The 16,139-nt window shown below is 71.2% G+C and carries 13 protein-coding genes; 8 read left to right on the forward strand and 5 right to left on the reverse strand.

Features of this window, described 5'->3' with window-relative positions; translation table 11 throughout:
• Window positions 1-2: 2 nt before the first annotated feature.
• Window positions 3-710, forward strand: a complete 708-nt coding sequence (locus tag ACFC0G_RS29710; protein WP_376408839.1) for a hypothetical protein — start codon at window positions 3-5, stop codon at window positions 708-710.
• Window positions 711-760: 50 nt separating this feature from the next.
• Here ACFC0G_RS29710 and ACFC0G_RS29715 read toward each other — a convergent pair whose 3' ends face one another.
• From ACFC0G_RS29715 to ACFC0G_RS29725, 3 genes are read right to left on the reverse strand one after another with little or no spacing between them, the layout of a single operon-like run.
• Window positions 761-1,360, reverse strand: a complete 600-nt coding sequence (locus tag ACFC0G_RS29715) for a hypothetical protein (protein ID WP_376408842.1) — start codon at window positions 1,358-1,360, stop codon at window positions 761-763.
• A 7-nt stretch (window positions 1,361-1,367) separates the two neighbouring features.
• Window positions 1,368-2,567 carry a cyclic dehypoxanthinyl futalosine synthase gene (mqnC, locus tag ACFC0G_RS29720; RefSeq protein ID WP_376408844.1) on the reverse strand — a complete coding sequence of 400 codons (1,200 nt, stop codon included), beginning with the start codon at window positions 2,565-2,567 and terminating at the stop codon, window positions 1,368-1,370.
• 58 nt (window positions 2,568-2,625) lie between these two features.
• Window positions 2,626-3,519, reverse strand: coding sequence for a menaquinone biosynthetic enzyme MqnA/MqnD family protein (locus ACFC0G_RS29725; protein WP_376408847.1), 894 nt, complete (start codon window positions 3,517-3,519; stop codon window positions 2,626-2,628).
• Window positions 3,520-3,791: 272 nt separating this feature from the next.
• On the opposite strand from ACFC0G_RS29725, the gene ACFC0G_RS29730 reads away from it, so the two are divergent.
• Entirely contained in the window at window positions 3,792-3,995 is a 204-nt protein-coding gene (locus tag ACFC0G_RS29730) for a cold-shock protein (protein WP_030208785.1), read from the forward strand.
• 100 nt (window positions 3,996-4,095) lie between these two features.
• Here ACFC0G_RS29730 and ACFC0G_RS29735 read toward each other — a convergent pair whose 3' ends face one another.
• Entirely contained in the window at window positions 4,096-4,932 is an 837-nt protein-coding gene (locus ACFC0G_RS29735) for a M23 family metallopeptidase (protein WP_376408850.1), read from the reverse strand.
• Window positions 4,933-5,096: 164 nt separating this feature from the next.
• Here ACFC0G_RS29735 and ACFC0G_RS29740 point away from each other — a divergent pair, with 164 nt between their 5' ends.
• The 6 genes from ACFC0G_RS29740 (at window position 5,097) to ACFC0G_RS29765 (ending at window position 15,641) form a co-directional block, all read left to right on the forward strand.
• Complete coding sequence (locus ACFC0G_RS29740; RefSeq protein WP_376408853.1) at window positions 5,097-5,501, forward strand: DUF1992 domain-containing protein; 405 nt, start codon at window positions 5,097-5,099, stop codon at window positions 5,499-5,501.
• 50 nt (window positions 5,502-5,551) lie between these two features.
• Complete coding sequence (locus ACFC0G_RS29745) at window positions 5,552-6,067, forward strand: DUF664 domain-containing protein (protein WP_351822740.1); 516 nt, start codon at window positions 5,552-5,554, stop codon at window positions 6,065-6,067.
• 255 nt (window positions 6,068-6,322) lie between these two features.
• Complete coding sequence (locus ACFC0G_RS29750) at window positions 6,323-8,635, forward strand: FG-GAP repeat domain-containing protein (protein ID WP_376408856.1); 2,313 nt, start codon at window positions 6,323-6,325, stop codon at window positions 8,633-8,635.
• A gap of 87 nt (window positions 8,636-8,722) precedes the next feature.
• Window positions 8,723-11,017, forward strand: coding sequence for an FG-GAP repeat domain-containing protein (locus ACFC0G_RS29755; RefSeq protein WP_376408859.1), 2,295 nt, complete (start codon window positions 8,723-8,725; stop codon window positions 11,015-11,017).
• A 132-nt stretch (window positions 11,018-11,149) separates the two neighbouring features.
• Window positions 11,150-13,393, forward strand: a complete 2,244-nt coding sequence (locus ACFC0G_RS29760; protein ID WP_376408862.1) for an FG-GAP repeat domain-containing protein — start codon at window positions 11,150-11,152, stop codon at window positions 13,391-13,393.
• A 40-nt stretch (window positions 13,394-13,433) separates the two neighbouring features.
• A complete protein-coding gene (locus ACFC0G_RS29765; RefSeq protein ID WP_376408865.1) occupies window positions 13,434-15,641 on the forward strand; it encodes an FG-GAP-like repeat-containing protein in 2,208 nt (735 codons plus the stop codon).
• Here ACFC0G_RS29765 and ACFC0G_RS29770 read toward each other — a convergent pair.
• Window positions 15,638-16,063, reverse strand: coding sequence for an ATP-binding protein (locus tag ACFC0G_RS29770; protein WP_376408868.1), 426 nt, complete (start codon window positions 16,061-16,063; stop codon window positions 15,638-15,640). The genes ACFC0G_RS29765 and ACFC0G_RS29770 overlap by 4 nt on opposite strands.
• Window positions 16,064-16,139: the final 76 nt, after the last annotated feature.

Here is a 16,139-nt window from a genome sequence, read left to right on the forward strand (position 1 = left end):
CCGTGGAGAACAACGACGGCACCGCTCTGTTGCGCGACGCCATGGACCGCACGACGGACGGTCTGCCCCCGCTGCCCGACCTCGCCCCGCTCGCGGTGCGCGAGGGCCGCAGGCGACGGACCCGGTCCCGGCTCGCGGTCGGGGCGGCTGCCTTCGCCGTGGTCACGGCGGGGGCCCTCGGCCTCACGCTGCTGCCGGGCCCGGGGGCGGACGTCGCCGGGGTGGCGAAGCACGTCGACGCCGAGGCCGAGGCCGAGCGGGAGCGAGCCACGGAGCACCAGCGGAAGACGGCGGCGCTCCTCGACGAGCTGCTGCCCGCGAAGGTCACCGACATCCGGCCGGTGGAGGGCCAGGTGGCCGAGTACCGGATCACGGTGGACGGCCGGCCCTTCATCATGACGGTCTCGGTGCGGCCGATGTCGGCTTCCCTCCTCCAGGACTGCCGCGACTGCGAGAAGGACACGAAGCTGAAGACCGGGCAGATCGTCGAGTGGGCTGACTTCAAGGCCGTGCAGTACTGGTACGGCAAGAGCCGGGTCGCGCTCTCCGTGTTCGGGGAGGGAGCGGCGGTGCCGCTGACGGCACGCGACCTCTCCGCCCTGACCGGAGACCCCCGCTTCCTGGACCTGGTGAAGGCCCGGAACGCGCATCCGCTGGAGCCGGAGGAGCCGCTCAACGGAGGCCTGACACGACCCCGCACGAAACTCTGAACGGACCCGGGACGGACCCGGCACGGACCCCGGAACGGACCCGGGACGGCTCAGCGGGCGCGGTAGACCAGCCGGCCGCCGATCACGGTGGCCACGCAGGTCGACGGGCCGAGCCGGACCAGGGCCGCCCGGTCCGGGACGTCGAAGACGGCGAAACGCGCCGGGCCCCCCGGGGCCAGACCGGGCAGGAGGATCAGCGGCGCCGGCGAGAAGGACGGGCCGGCCGGGAGCTTGTCGGGGCGGCGGCCGACGGCCAGACCGGCCCGGCGCACGGCGTCCGCCGCCGCCTGGCCGCGGAGCTCGCCCGCTACCGCGACCGTCCCGTGCGCGAGCATCCGCTGCACGCCGCGGCGCGCGGACGCCCCGCGGCGGGACGGGTCCATCCGGAAGATCCGCTGCGCCCGCTCCCCGGGGATCGGCTCGGTGCCGAACCCCTCGGCCTCCCGGGGGTCCGGGTGGTACATGCCCTCAAGGAGCTCGGGCCCGTACGGGTTGAGCAGTCCGGGCGTGAGGATGCCGGGCCACTGCCGCACCCGCGCCTCGGGGCGCAGGGCGGCCAGGTCCTCGTACGGTCCGACGGCGGCGACGACGTCGCCGTCGACCAGGACGGCGGTCTCGGGCGACGCCTCGGCGTAGTGGATCGTCAGCACGGTCGCCTCAGTTGGCGTCGAGGAGCTTCAGCTCGGGGTGTGCCGTGCCGCCCTCGATCGCCGTGGACGAGATGTGCGAGGCGACGCGCTCGTCGACCGGGTCGTTCGCCGGGTCGTCGTGGACCACGATGTGCTCGTACGTCGTGGTGCGCTGCGCCGGGACGCGGTCCGCCGTGCGGATCATGTCGATCATCTCGCGCAGGTTGGAGCGGTGCTTGGCGCCCGCCGACGAGACGACGTTCTCCTCCAGCATGATCGAGCCGAGGTCGTCCGCACCGTAGTGCAGGGTCAGCTGGCCGATCTCCTTGCCCGTGGTGAGCCACGAGCCCTGGATGTGGGCGACGTTGTCGAGGAAGAGGCGGGCGACCGCGATGATCCGCAGGTACTCGAAGAGCGTGGCGTGCGTACGGCCCTTGAGGTGGTTGTTCTCGGGCTGGTACGTGTACGGGATGAAGGCCCGGAAGCCGCCCGTCCGGTCCTGCACGTCACGGATCATGCGCAGGTGCTCGATCCGCTCGGCGTTGGTCTCGCCGGTTCCCATCAGCATGGTGGAGGTCGACTCGACGCCCAGGCCGTGCGCGATCTCCATGATCTCCAGCCAGCGCTCGCCGCTCTCCTTGAGCGGGGCGATGGCCTTGCGCGGCCGCTCGGGCAGCAGCTCGGCGCCGGCACCTGCGAAGGAGTCGAGACCGGCCGCGTGGATGCGGGTGATCGCCTCCTCGACGGAGACCTTCGAGATCCGGGCCATGTGCTCGACCTCGGAGGCGCCGAGCGAGTGGATGACCAGCTGCGGGTAGGCCTGCTTGATCGCGGCGAAGTGCTTCTCGTAGTACTCGACGCCGTAGTCCGGGTGGTGGCCGCCCTGGAACATGATCTGGGTGCCGCCGAGCTCCACGGTCTCCGCGCAGCGGCGCAGGATGTCGTCGAGGTCGCGGGTCCAGCCCTTGGCCGTGTCCTTCGGCGGCGCGTAGAACGCGCAGAACTTGCACGCCGTCACGCAGACGTTCGTGTAGTTGATGTTCCGCTCGATGATGTACGTCGCGATGTGCTCGGTCCCCGCGTACCGGCGGCGGCGCACGGCGTCGGCGGCGGACCCCAGCGCATGCAGGGGCGCCGAGCGGTACAGGTCGAGCGCCTCCTCGGGGGTGATCCGGCCACCCGCGGCTGCGCGGTCGAGAACAGACTGGAGCTCGGCCTTCTCGGTCACCGGGTACGTCCCTTTCGGAGGGGTTCTGATCGACCGAACCAGCGTACGCCAGCGCTTGTCACGGCTTCCTCAGGGTGTTCGGCGGCAGCAGTTCCACCCGGACGTCGGCCGGGAATCCCGTCGTCGGGCCGGTGCGGCGGGCGAACTCCCGCACCCCCGCGAGCTGCTCCGGGCCGAAGCGGAAGTCGAGCGTGCGGAAGTACCGCTCCAGGAGTTCGGCGTCGAAGGTCTCCCAGCGGGCGGCCTGCTCGGCGACCTTGGCGACCTCTTCGAGGGAGAGGTCGCGCGAGGCCAGGAACGCCTGGTGCACCTCGTGGACGGTCTCGGGCTCGCGCGCCAGGTAGTCCTTGCGCGCCGCCCAGACGGCGAAGACGAACGGCAGCCCGGTCCACTCCTTCCACATGAGGCCCAGGTCGTGGACCTGGAGCCCGAGGCGGGGAGCGTCGTGCAGCGAGGCCCGGAGCGCGGCGTCGCCGATGAGGACCGCCGCCTCCGCCTCCTGCATCATCACGCCGAGGTCCGGCGGGCAGGTGTAGTAGTCGGGCTTCACCCCGTACTGCTCGGCGAGCAGCAGCTGGGCGAGCCGTACGGAGGTGCGGGAGGTGGAACCGAGCGCGACCCGGGCCCCGTCCAGCTCCTTCAGCGGCCGCTGGGAGACGATCACGCAGGACATGACGGGGCCGTCGCAGCCGACGGCGATGTCGGGGAGGGCGACCAGGTCCTCCGCGTTGCGGAGGTACTCGACGAGGGTGATGGGGCCGACGTCGAGGTCGCCCCGGACGAGGCGCTCGCTGAGCTTCTCCGGGGTGTCCTTCGTGAGCTCGAGATCGAGGAGCGTTCCGGTCCTCGCCAGTCCCCAGTAAAGGGGCAGGCAGTTCAGGAACTGGATGTGTCCGACGCGGGGCCGGCTGCGTCGGTGGGCGCCGGTTGCGTCGTCGGTTGCATTGTCCACATTGCGAGGCTAGACCCGCCTCGCGGCGCGGGCATCGCCGGGGCTCGCGACACGTCGGACGTCAGCGTGGAACCGCAGATCAAACATGTGGGTGACGTGATCTTTCCCTCTACCGCCCGCCGCGCCCTGCGTGCTAGGCTCGTCCGCAAGTTGCAGTTTGGTTTCCCTTGCAGTACAGAGCCTGCGGAGCATGTGACCCGCAGGCTTTTGTAGTTTTCAGACTTGTTTGCAGGTTCTGGAGCAGGGCGACCCTTTGGCCCATAGGAGGGCTCATGGCTACCGGAACCGTGAAGTGGTTCAACGCTGAAAAGGGCTTCGGCTTCATCGCCCAGGACGGCGGCGGCCCGGATGTCTTCGTCCACTACTCCGCGATCAACGCGAACGGCTTCCGTTCGCTTGAGGAGAACCAGCTCGTGACCTTCGACGTCACGCAGGGCCCGAAGGGCCCGCAGGCGGAGAACGTCACCCCGGCCTAAGTTGCCCGGGTCGGCTTCAGCGCTGGTCTAGAGCAGTACCCAAGGAGCCCCGCTCCGTGCCTCCGGGCACGAGCGGGGCTCCTGCCTTTTTCCCGTCGGGTCAGCAGGTGGGGATGACCGCCCCGTTGTTGTCACGGGCCTCGTCGTTGCCCCAGCGTGACAGGTAGTACGCGGAGACGTACGCTCCGTTGCCGTTCTTCCCGGCGTAGACGGTGTCGAGGTCCGTCCTCAGCCACCAGTGGTTGAAGTTCCCGGAGCCGTCCCGGACCTCCTGCCCCCAGACCTTGCAGTAGACGTAGTTGGTGCCCGCGTTCAGCACGCCCTGGGCGTCGTTGGTGTTCGCCTGGGCGTAGCCCGTGGCGTTGGCGAAGGTGTCGACCCAGTACTTCCCGCCCCCGCCGCCCGAGCAGCCGTTGTCGCTGGTCAGGTACTTGGAGCCGTAGGAGCCCGGGTAGGGGGCGAGGGAGGCGCCGTTGATGACGATGGGCTGGCCGACGCCGTTGTAGAGCTGCTCGTAGTGGATGTGGGCGCCGGAGCTGTTGCCGGTGGTGCCGGTGGTGCCGATCTGCTGTCCCTGGGCGACCCAGGCACCGTCGGCGACGGAGTAGGCGTTGAGGTGGAAGTAGTACGTCTTCCAGCCGCTGCCGTGGTCGACCACGATGTAGTTGCCGGCGCCGCTCGGCTGGGAGTAGCGGTAGGCGGTGCCGGACGCCGAGGCGAGGACCGGGGTGCCGGCCGTCGTGCCGCCGTCGGAGCGGATGAAGTCGAGGGCCTGGCGGACCTCGGCGGAGTGGTGGCTGTAGGTCCACTGCTGGCCGCACGGGTAGGGCGCCTTGAAGAGCGGCGCCGCCTGGGCGGGGGTGGTCGTGACGAGCGCGGTGAGCAGGCCCGCGACGAGCGCGAGCAGGGTGCCGAGTGGAGTGATCCGTGCACGCATGCGTCCTCCGGTACGAGGGGTGGGGGCGGGGATCGGCGGCGCGGGGACCCTTGGGGGATCAGGGTCGACGCGCGTTGAACGGACCACAGCGTGCCGGAAGATCGCGTGCCGCAGTAGACCGCGAGAACCACACTCGTGCGGCGGTGATTACGTAGTCTGGACACATGACCGAACGGAAACCGCCGGGCGTGAGCTTCGAGTCGTTCGTCGACAAGCAGATCCGGGAGGCCTCGGAGCGCGGCGAGTTCCGCAGCCTGCCCGGCTTCGGAAAGCCCCTGCCCGACGACTCGGCCCCGTACGACGAACTGTGGTGGATCAAGGGCAAGATGCACAGCGAGGGCGCGTCCGTGCTCCCGCCGTCGCTCGCCCTGCGCAAGGAGGCCGAGGACGCGGAGGAGGCGGTGGCCGCGGCCGTCTCGGAGCGCCAGGTCCGCCGGATCCTCGGCGAGATCAACACCAAGATCGCCGAAGCCCTCGCCCGGCCGCTGGCCGGACCCCCGCTCAACCGGACGCTCTTCGACGTCGAGGCGACGGTGGCGCGGTGGAAGGCGGAGAGGAGCCACCCGTGAACCCCGCGACTCCCAGGCATCTCAGCCATCTCACGCATGACACACATCCCGTGAACAGCGCCGCGCTCCTTGTGGACGCGTTCGGCCGGATCCGCGAGGTCGTCCGCGATGCCGTGGAAGGGCTGACGGAGGACGAGCTCGCCGCCCGGATCGACCCGGACGCCAACTCGGTCGCCTGGCTCGTCTGGCACCTCACCCGGATCCAGGACGACCACCTCGCGGACGCCTTCGACACGGAGCAGCTGTGGGCCTCGGACGGCTGGGCCGCCCGCTTCGCCCTGCCGTTCCCCCGCCGGGCCACCGGATACGGGCAGACGAGCGCCCAGGTCGGCGAGGTGCGCGCGTCGGCCGAGCTGCTGCTCGGGTACCACGACGCCGTGCACGCGCGGACGGTGGAGCTGATCGGCTCGGTGACGAACGCGGACCTCGGCCGGATCGTCGACACCGCCTGGGACCCCCCGGTCACCCTCGGCGTCCGACTGGTCTCGGTGATCGCGGACGACCTCCAGCACGCGGGTCAGGCGGCGTTCGTGCGGGGCGTGGTGGAGCGGCGCGCAACGTCGTGACGCGTGTCAGCGGTGGCTGACAGCCTCTGCTCGATCTTCGCGTGAGGCAACTGTTCCGGTTGGGGGGCACCACCGGCCGCCTCCGCGCGCCACGACCGCGTCGCAGCCTGCCTTCGCGCGGTCGCCCCTGGGGAGGATCTCCCGACCGGCCCGATCGTCTATTTGTTCGGGCCGGTCGTACAACCACCGGCGACGATCAAGAGTCCAACCAAGCGTGGCACGCGCCATGTCCGTTTGTCTTGGGGGGATTTGACCTTGCAGAACCGTTTGTCCGGCCGTCGCCGTCACCTCGTCGCCGCCGTGGCCGCCGTCCTGTCGATCACCGCCGGTACGGCCCTGGCCGCCGGTCCGGCCATCGCAGCCGGTCCGGCCGCCCTCGCCGCCGCGCCGGCGGCCCCCGCTGCCGCCGCCGAGGACGTGAACGTGCCGTTCCCGGTCGACGCGGGGATCGCGGGTGCCGGGGCCACCGGCTTCCTGACCCGGAACCAGGGCGGCGAGCTCCACTGGACCCGGTACGCGGACGGCGTCAAGACCGAGGTCATGTACGCCGCGGGCGGCGGTGTCGACCGTACGGGCACGGACATCCTGGTCATCGGGGACTCGAACGCCCCGGACCTGATGCGCTCCGTCACCCTCCGGAACATGGCCGTCCCCGGCACCCCCTCCGTCCACTTCGACCTCGGCTCGCTCTGGGCCAGGTACGTCGAGGCCATCGGACCGGACTCGGTCCTCGCCAAGCGGGTCGGCTCGGACAACACCGAGAAGCTGCTCATCGTCACCAACGAGAACGGCATCGCCCGCGAACGCGAGGTGACCGGCCTTCCCGCCGACGCGAACGGCTTCTTCGCCGGCGCACCCGTCCTCGACGGCAAGATCCTCGTCGGTTACGAGACCGGCTCCTCCGACCTGCGCACGGACGCCCGTGCCGTCATCGACCTGACCACCGGCGCGGTCGTCGAGACGTACCCCGCCGGCGTGTCCGGCTCCGCTCACCACCAGCTGGCCCTCTCGGCCACGCACGTCGCCTGGACCTCGTTCTCCGAGAGCGACGGCATCGTCTACACCACGGTCGACCGGAAGACCCGCGTCTCGCAGCGGCACACCTTCGACATCACCGACGAGTACTTCATCGGCCTGGCGGGCCACTGGCTGGTGTACGGCGCCCCGAGCAAGCTGACCGACAACGGCACGTTCCCCAACACGAAGCTGCAGGCCGTCGACCTGACGGCCGGTCCGAACTCCGAGCCCGTCGAGATCGCCGCGTACGCCGGCTCGATGGAGGCCGCGGGCGACGGCAGTCTGCTGGTGCGCGGCGGTACGGTCGCACAGGGCGAGGGCCTCTACAAGGTGTCCTCCTCCGCGGGCGGGGAGCTCGCCGTCCAGAAGGTCGCGACGACGGGGCAGCCGACCGAGCTGACCTACCTCGGCTCGCAGGTGCCGGCCGTCATCGACCTCGACCGGGACAGCGAGGCCGAGCTGAAGTGGCGGATGTCCCGGCTCAACGCCGACGTCCACCTGAAGCTCACCCACAAGAAGACCGGGCAGAGCTTCGTCCGCGACCTGAAGCTGCGCCGCGACTTCCCCTCCCGGCACACGTTCGACGACATCACCTTCGGCCTGACCTGGCAGGGCCTCGTCGACGACCTCTCGCTGGACGACAAGTCGGCCTTCAACGGCGACTACACCTGGTCGTTCCGCGCCGTCCCGCAGAACGGCATCGGGGCCGCCGTGGAGCAGTCGGGCACCTTCAAGGTGGTCCGCTCGGTCAAGCCGCACGACTACAGCGACAACGGTTCGCCGGACCTGTTCGCCCGGGACGGGAGCGGCTCCCTGTGGCGCTTCGACAGCACGTACAACTCGTACACGCGGAAGCTCGCGCCGACGTACCAGCGCACGGCGGTCGGTCCCGGCTGGAACGCGTACGACCGGATCGAGTCCGTCGGGAACGTCGCGGGGACGAACGTCGCCGACACCGTCGCCCGTGACAAGACCGGCGTCCTGTGGCTGTACCAGGGCACCGGCGACGAGACGAAGCCGCTGGGCGCCCGTACGAGGATCGGCTCCGGCTGGGGCGTCTACAACCACCTCGCCGGCGGCAGCGACCTCACCGGTGACGGCAAGCCCGACCTCGTCGCCGCCGACAAGGCCGGGGACCTCTACCTCTACAAGGGCACCGGCAGCACCACCGCGCCCTTCGGCGCCCGGAAGAAGGTCGGCGGCGGCTGGGGCGGCTACAACCAGCTCACCGCCGTGGGGAACCTGGCCGGCGGCCCGGCCGGCGACCTCGTCGCCCGCGACACGGCCGGCATCCTCTGGCTCCACCTCGGCAAGGGCGACGGCACGTTCGCGACCCGCGTCAAGGTCGGCAGCGGCTGGAACGGCTACACCGAGCTCATCGGCTTCGGGGACGCGAACAAGGACGGCCGCCCCGACCTGTACGCGTGGGGAGGCCCGGGCCGCCCGTCGTACCACTACGCCGGTACGGGCAACTGGAGCGCGCCCTTCGCGGGCCGCGCCCCGGCCGAGCTGCTGATGTACGGCGGCGCGGGCTACCAGCACGCCTTCTGACAGCCGGCGGCACCTCGCCGCCCCTTCCGAATCCGGGACTCCCGTTTCGACGACTCCCGTTCCGACGACTCCAGAGGAGACGATCCTTTGACTCGCTCGCGTACCTCTTCCCGGCGTCACCTCGCCGCCGCCGTCACCGCCGTCCTGGCGCTCACGGCCGGCACGGCCCTCACCACCGTCCCGGCCACGGCGGCCCCCGTCCCCGGCCCGGCGGTCGGGCAGACGGCCGAGGCGATCGGCACGATCCCGCAGGACGCGCGGGTCGCCAGCGCCGGGACCACCGGCTTCCTCAGCACGGTCCAGCACTACGGCGAGACCTACACCACCGACTACCTCTGGACGAAGTACGCCGACGGCTCCACCACCGTCCTGAACAGGCCGAACACCGGTTTCTTCGGCCAGGGTTCGGACATCGTCTGGGGCCATCAGCCCGGTTCGCTCTCGTACTCGATGTGGGACATGGCCCACCTGGACAACGCCGTGGGCGGCGTCTCGATGAACAACGGCACCTCCGCGCGCGGGGCCATCGGCTCGGCGCTCGTGACCACCACCGAGGACCGCTACACCGGCGCCGTGAGCGTCGGCATCCTCCGCCAGAGCAGCTCCGGCGCCCCCGTCTCCACCCCCGTCCCCGGCATCCCGGGCAACGCCAACCTGACCAAGGTCGTCCTGACGACGCCCGGCACGGCCGTCATCGTGTACGAGACGGGCCGCGCCGACACCCTCCGCTACCACATGGCCGCCGTGGACACCATGACCGGCGAGGTCCTGGAGACGCGCCCGGCGGGCTCGCTGGAGTTCGGCGACGTCGCGCTCTCCGCGACCCACTGGTCCTGGATCGAGTACGACTACCCCGACGGACCGATCGGCGGGAAGCGCGTCGCCCTCCTCCACACCGCCCCGCGCGGCGGCGGCGCGCCCACCACCACAAACCTGGGCATCGTCGGCGCCAGTGAGTCGATGCGCACGGGCCTCCAGGGCGACTGGGTGACCTACACCAGCGTCGGTGGCTACCAGTCCAACGGCCCGTCGCCGTACTACCCGCTGGTCGCCCGCCCCCTCGGCGGCGGGACACCGGTCAAGCTCCTCGACCACGTCGTCACCGCGGTCTCGGACACCGACGGCAACCTCGTCGTGCGCGGCGGCAGCCTCACCGAGGGCGCGGGCTCGGGCGAGGGCGTCTACAAGGTCTCGGCGAACGCGACGGGCGGCGCACCGACCGTCACCACGGTCGCGACCGCGAACACGCCGACGGCGCTCGGGATCGTCTCCCAGGACGCCGCCCCGACCGTGGTCGACCTCGACAAGAGCCAGGGGGCGAGATTCAGCTGGACCCTGACCCAGGCGAACGCGGACGGCACGTTCACGCTGAAGCACACCCGCACCGGCAAGACCGAGCAGATCTCCGTCTGGACCGACAACCCGACGGCCAACCCGGACAACAAGGCCACCGTCGACTGGTCGGGCAAGCTCGTCCACTCCTCCCTCGACGCCTACAACGGCGACTACACCTGGGAGCTCCGCGTGAAGCCGCGCAGCGGCATCGGCCCCGAGGTGAAGAAGACCGGCGCCCTCAAGGTGGTCCGCAAGGCCGCCGCGCACGACTACTCCGACAACGGCACCCCGGACTTCCTCGCCCGGGACTCCGCCGGCCGGATCTGGCGCGACGACATCAACAGCAGGACGCCGCAGGACGGCGTCCCCACGTCCACGCACACGCTGCTCGGCTCCGGCTGGGGCGTCTACAGCCACATCGAGGCCGCGGGCAACGTCGCCGGCGGCTCCGTGAGCGATGTCGTCGCCAAGGACAAGGACGGCAACCTCTGGCTGTACCTCGGCAAGGGCGACGGCACCTTCGCGCCCCGCACCAAGATCGGCCCCGGCTGGAACGCGTACAACAAGATCACCGGCGGCAGCGACGTCAACAACGACGGCTGGTCCGACCTCTTCGCCACCGACACCTCCGGCGTCCTCTGGCTCTACAAAGGCACGGGCAACTGGCGCACCCCCTACGGCAGTCGGACGAGGGTCGGCGGCGGCTGGGGCGCCATGAACCAGATCACCGCCACCGGCAACCTCGGCGGCACCGTCCACGGCGACCTCGTCGCCCGTGACACGACCGGCGTCCTCTGGCTGTACCCGAGCACGGGCACCGGCACCTTCGGCGCGCGCGTGCGCATCGGCGGCGGCTGGGGCGGCTACACCCAACTCGTCGGCGCCGGCGACATCAACGGCGACGGCCGCGCCGACCTGTTCGCGTACAGCCCGGGCGGCGGCTCGTACGTCCACCAGGGCACGGGTAGCCTCTCGACCCCGTTCGCCCCGCGCACGAGCATCGGCGTCTACCTGCCGGGCTCGACGGCGCACAACCCGGTCATCTGACACGTCGGTGTCGTGACGGGCCTGACTGGCCCGAGGCATTCCGGATAGTCGTACAACCTTGCGACGCACTCGGAGGTCATGTGGGTGCGGCGTGGATCGCCGCACCCACATCACTCGAGGGAGAACTCCGTTTTGTCCCAGACCGGTTCGTCCCGCCGCCACCTCACCGCCGCCGTCGCCGTGGCCCTCGCCGCCGCCTGCGCGGGCACGTTCACGACGGGCGTGGCCCTCGCCACCACCGAGACGACGACCGCCGTTTCGAGCGGCACGGCCCAGGAGAGTGTCGCCGCGCTCCTGCCGAACTCGTACGTGACCGGCAACGGACCGACGGGCTTCCTGTCCGTCCGCAGGGCCGCTCCCTCCGGCGGGCAGTCGGAGTACCGATGGACGCGGTACCAGGGCGGCGTCACCACCCTCCTGCCCGCGGGCACGTACGAGGGCAGCGCCGGCTCGGACGTGATCGTGAAGAAGGTCAACGGGACGACGTACAACCTGTACGACATGGCCACGGGCGCCGCCCCCGTCGTCATCGACACCACCTCCGTCGGCGCGACCGCCCGGCTCGTACGGGCCGAGGGCTCGACCCTCGTCATGGAGGTCCCGCGCGCCGGGGGCGGCTCGGACGTCCACCTCGTCGGCAAGGCGGCCGACGGGACCCTCCTGAACCGCAAGGTCGCCGGGGTTCCCGACACCACCTCCGTCCGCTCCTACTTCCCGGTCGCGCCGGGCGAGCTGCTCGTCCGCTACTGGGACTCCGCCCAGAGCGTCCTGCGCGCGCTCCTCGTGGACGTCGCCACGGCCAAGGTCACGGAGAACCGGGTGCTCACCGAGAGCATCGCGAGCCCCTACGTGACCGCCTCCGCCACCCATGTGGTCTGGAGCGAGTACGCCAGCGACACCACCACGGCCCTCTGGCTGGCCAAGCGCGGCCAGGAGGGCGCCACGCGGGTCCCCGTGGGCTCGAACGCGACGCTGGCGCTCGGGGTCCTGGGCGACGACTGGGTGGCGTACGGCGATCCGCGAGGGTTCGCGGCGGCCAGGCCCAACCCCCTGCACGCCCTGACGGTCCGCTCGCTGACCGACGGCCGCACGGTCAAGCTCCTCGACCTCGTGCACCGTGTCGTCCCCACCGGCGACGGCACCCTCCTCGTCCAGGGCTCCACGCTCGCGCAGGGCGAGGGCCTCTACCGGCTCACGGTCGGCGCGGACGGCGAACCGGCCGCCACCCTCGTCGCGAGCACGGGCCGCCCCCTCGTGTACACGGTCACCGGCGTGACGGTCCCCGCGACCGTCGACTTCTCCGTCGCCATGAACGGCGTGCCGCTGAAGTGGCAGGGCAGCGGCAGCAGCGTCGGGGAGGTGACCCTGGAGCTGACGCACACGGCGACGGGGGCCCACGCGACCTTGGGCGCGACCACGCAGGGGGCCGTCAGCCTGGACTGGGGCGGCACCTTCGACAACGGCACGGCCGTTCACAACGGCGACTACACCTGGCGACTGACGACCGTGCCCGACAACGGGATCGGCGAGAAGGCGGAGCTGACGGGCTCGTTCAAGGTCATCGGCCGGCCGGCGGACCACGACTTCTCGAACAGCACCTCGCCCGACCTGCTCTTCCGCAGTGGCGGCCGGCTCTCCGTCTTCGACGCCCGACAGGTCCTGGACAGCAACACAACGGACCCGCTGTCGGAGGTCGTCGTCGGATCCGGCTGGGACACGTACGACCGGATCGTCACCCCCGGAAACCTGGGCGGCACCGTCAACGCCGACCTGCTCGGCCGGGACAAGAGCGGCGTGCTGTGGTCGTACGCGGGCACCGGCATTCCGTCCGTCCCCTTCAAGACGCGTACGAGGGTCGGCGGCGGCTGGGGGATCTACAACAAGATCACCGCCGGCCTCGACGTCAGCGGCGACGGCCGCCGCGACCTCCTGGCCACCGACAAGGACGGCGCCCTGTGGCTCTACAAGGGCACGGGCTCCATCACCTCTCCCTTCCGGCCGCGGGTGAGGGTCGGCGGCGGCTGGGGGATCTACAACAAGATCACCGCCACCGGGAACATCGGCGGCGGCCCCGCCGGAGACCTCATCGCCCGAGACAAGGACGGCGTCGACTGGCTCTACCTCGGCAAGGGCGACGGCACGTTCGCCGCCCGAACCCGGATCAGCAGCGACTGGGGCTACTACACCGACCTGATCGCCGTCGGTGACGCCGACCGCGACGGCCGGTCCGACCTCGTCGTCCGTCATGTGACCGGCGGCGACACGGGCAGCCTCCTCTTCTACCCCGGCAGCGGCGACTGGCGGAACCCCTTCCCGAAGGAGGTGCCGATCTACTCGTCGCGGCGGTTCGTCCGTGACGGCACCCTGATGTTCTGACCCGCCACCCGACCTGCGCAGCCGAAGAGAGAACAGAGCCTTGACGCGTACGAGAAACACCCGGTACCGCTTCGCCCTCGCCACGGCCGTGGCCACCGCCCTCGCCGTGACGGCGGGCGGGACGGCCGGGGCCTCCGCGCCGACGACCTCGTTCGCGGCGACGGTGGCGGCGGAACAGGACGTCGCCGTCCCGTTCCCGGTCGACGCGACGGTCGTGAGCGCCGGTCCGACCGGCTTCCTCAGCGCCCAGAGCGGCGAACAGCTCACCTGGCGGTGGACGCGGTACGCGGACGGCGTCGCGACCGTGCTCCCGCCGGGCTCGTACCGGGGCGCCAAGCAGACGGACATCGTGGCGAGGACCGACGGGAGCGGCGTCTACACGCTGTCCGACATGGCGACGGGAGGCGACCCGCTGGAGGTCGACACCCGCCCCCTGGGCGAGGGTTACGCCCTCGCCGGGGTCGCGGGCAGCACCCTCGTCATGAGGAAGGCCGCCGCGACCGGCGCCACGGAGCTCCACCTCGTCGGGAAGGAGCAGGGCGTCCTCGTCGACCACACGGTGACCGGGCTGCCCGCCGAGATCGTGAACCCCTTCGTCATCGTGGACTCGCCCGGCACCGTGCTGGTCCGGTACACGGTCACGGTGGACGGGGTGAAGCGGAGTCGCGTGACCGCCGTGGACGTCGCGACCCACGCGGTCGTCGAGGAGCACGAGACGTCCGACGTCCCGGTCATCGGCATGGCCCTGTCGGCGACCCACATCGCCTGGGTCGAGAAGCCGGCCGACTCGACGGTGAAGGTGGCCGTGGCGCGGCGGGGCGGCACCGCCGAGACCGTTCGCCACGACACGGGCAGCACGGGCAACGTGGCCATCCAGATCGTGGGCGACTGGCTGACGCACCGGCGTTACTCGGTCAACGCGCCCACCACGGCGAACCCCCTGTACTCGCTGTACGCCCGCCCCCTGTCGGGTGGCGAGCCGGTCAAGCTCCTGGAACACACGCTGAGCTCCACGGCCGGCCCCGACGGAACCCAGCTCGTGCGGGGCGGGACCTTCGAGCACGGCGAGGGCCTCTACCGCATCGCCCCCGGCACCGCCGGCGCCCGGCCCGTCGTCACCCTCGTCGCGAGCACCGGCCAGCCCACCACCCTGGAGCTGGTGAGCCACACCGTCCCCACGACGCTCGACCTCGACCTGCCCGGCGCCGGCGCCCTGACCTGGACCTTGAGCCGGGGCGCGAACGCGAGCCTCGAACTCGTCCACAAGGCGACCGGGAAGACGGCGAAGCCGGGCCTCCCCACCATCACCGAAGGAGTCCACACCGCGCGCTGGGACGGTCTCTTCTCCGACGGCATCACCGCCTACAACGGCGAGTACACGTGGAAACTGACGGCGACGCCCTGGGACCGCGTCGGTCCCGACCTCGTCCGCACCGGCACCTTCAAGCTCGTCCGCAAGCCCACCTCGCACGACTTCAACGACAACGGCAGCTCGGACCTGCTCCTGAGGAACGACCTCGGTGAGCTGCTGGTGCACGACAGCCACATGGACCCCTACCAGCGGGGACCGGTCTGGCAGAAGAAGGCACCCGTACGGATCGGCACCGGCTGGAACACCTACGACCAGGTGCTCGTCGCGCCCGGGAACATCGCCGGATCCGCGTACGCGGACATCGTCGCCCGCGACAAGACGGGCGTCCTCTGGCTCCACCAGGGCGCCGGGCGGACCCTCGCGCCCCGGGTACGCGTCGGCGGCGGCTGGCAGATCTACGCCCAGATCACCGGCGGCGGCGACATGAGCGGCGACGGCCGCCCCGACCTCCTCGCCACCGACAAGGCCGGCGTCCTGTGGCTCTACAAGGGCACCGGATCCGCCACCGCGCCGTTCTCGAAGGCCGTGCGGATCGGCGGCGGCTGGGGGATCTACAACAAGATCACCGCCACCGGGAACATCGGCGGCGGACCCGCCGGTGACCTCGTCGCCCGCGACAAGGACGGCGTGCTGTGGCTCTACCTCGGCAAGGGTGACGGCACGTTCGCCCCCCGGACCCGGATCGGCGGCGGCTGGGGCTCCTTCCCGCCCACCGCGATGGGCGACGTCGACCGCGACGGGCGGCCGGACCTCGTGGCGTACCGCAACGAGACGGTGTACTTCGCCAAGGGCACCGGGGACTGGAAGGCGCCCTTCGCGCCCGTCCGGGAGTCCACGTACCTGCCGACCGGCTCGTACGCCCCGACGGTGTTCTAAGGCGCGAGCGGGACCGGCGGAACGGTGGGGACCGTCGCCCAGACCGTCTTGCCGACGCACCGGTCCTTCACACCCCACGTGGTGGCGAGGGCGGCTACGAGCAGGAGCCCGTAGCCGCCCTCGTCGGGCTGCCCGGACGGTAACGGGCGGCGCTCGCCCCGCGCGTCGGAGAGTTCGATCCGTACGTGGTCGTCGGCGCGTTCCATCCGCACCTCGAAGTCCCTCCCCGGCACCCGGCCGTGAAGGGCGGCGTTGCTCGCGAGCTCGGCGACGACCAGTTCGGCCGCCTCGGCGGCGGGACCGGTCACGCCCCAGTCGTGGAGCTGCTGCACGGCGAGTAGCCGCGCCAGACGTGCGCCCCGGCGCGTGGCCGAGAGCCGGAGCGTGAACTCACCGGTTGGGGTGGTGGTTTCGGACTTCATGCCCCTGAGCCTGGTAGGTCCGTCCTACGCTGAACAGCAGCGACGCGACGACGCTGAGTCACTGTACGGGTGCGCC

The organism is Streptomyces sp. NPDC056169 (assembly GCF_042268445.1).
Lineage (GTDB): Bacteria > Actinomycetota > Actinomycetes > Streptomycetales > Streptomycetaceae > Streptomyces.

Bases quoted from the DNA above. Each gene is read 5' to 3' on its own strand.
- ACFC0G_RS29730 (WP_030208785.1), top strand. From the start codon at position 3,792: ATGGCTACCGGAACCGTGAAGTGGTTCAACGCTGAAAAGGGCTTCGGC.
- ACFC0G_RS29770 (WP_376408868.1), bottom strand. From the start codon at position 16,063: ATGAAGTCCGAAACCACCACCCCAACCGGTGAGTTCACGCTCCGGCTC.
- ACFC0G_RS29740 (WP_376408853.1), top strand. From the start codon at position 5,097: ATGACCGAACGGAAACCGCCGGGCGTGAGCTTCGAGTCGTTCGTCGAC.
- ACFC0G_RS29735 (WP_376408850.1), bottom strand. From the start codon at position 4,932: ATGCGTGCACGGATCACTCCACTCGGCACCCTGCTCGCGCTCGTCGCG.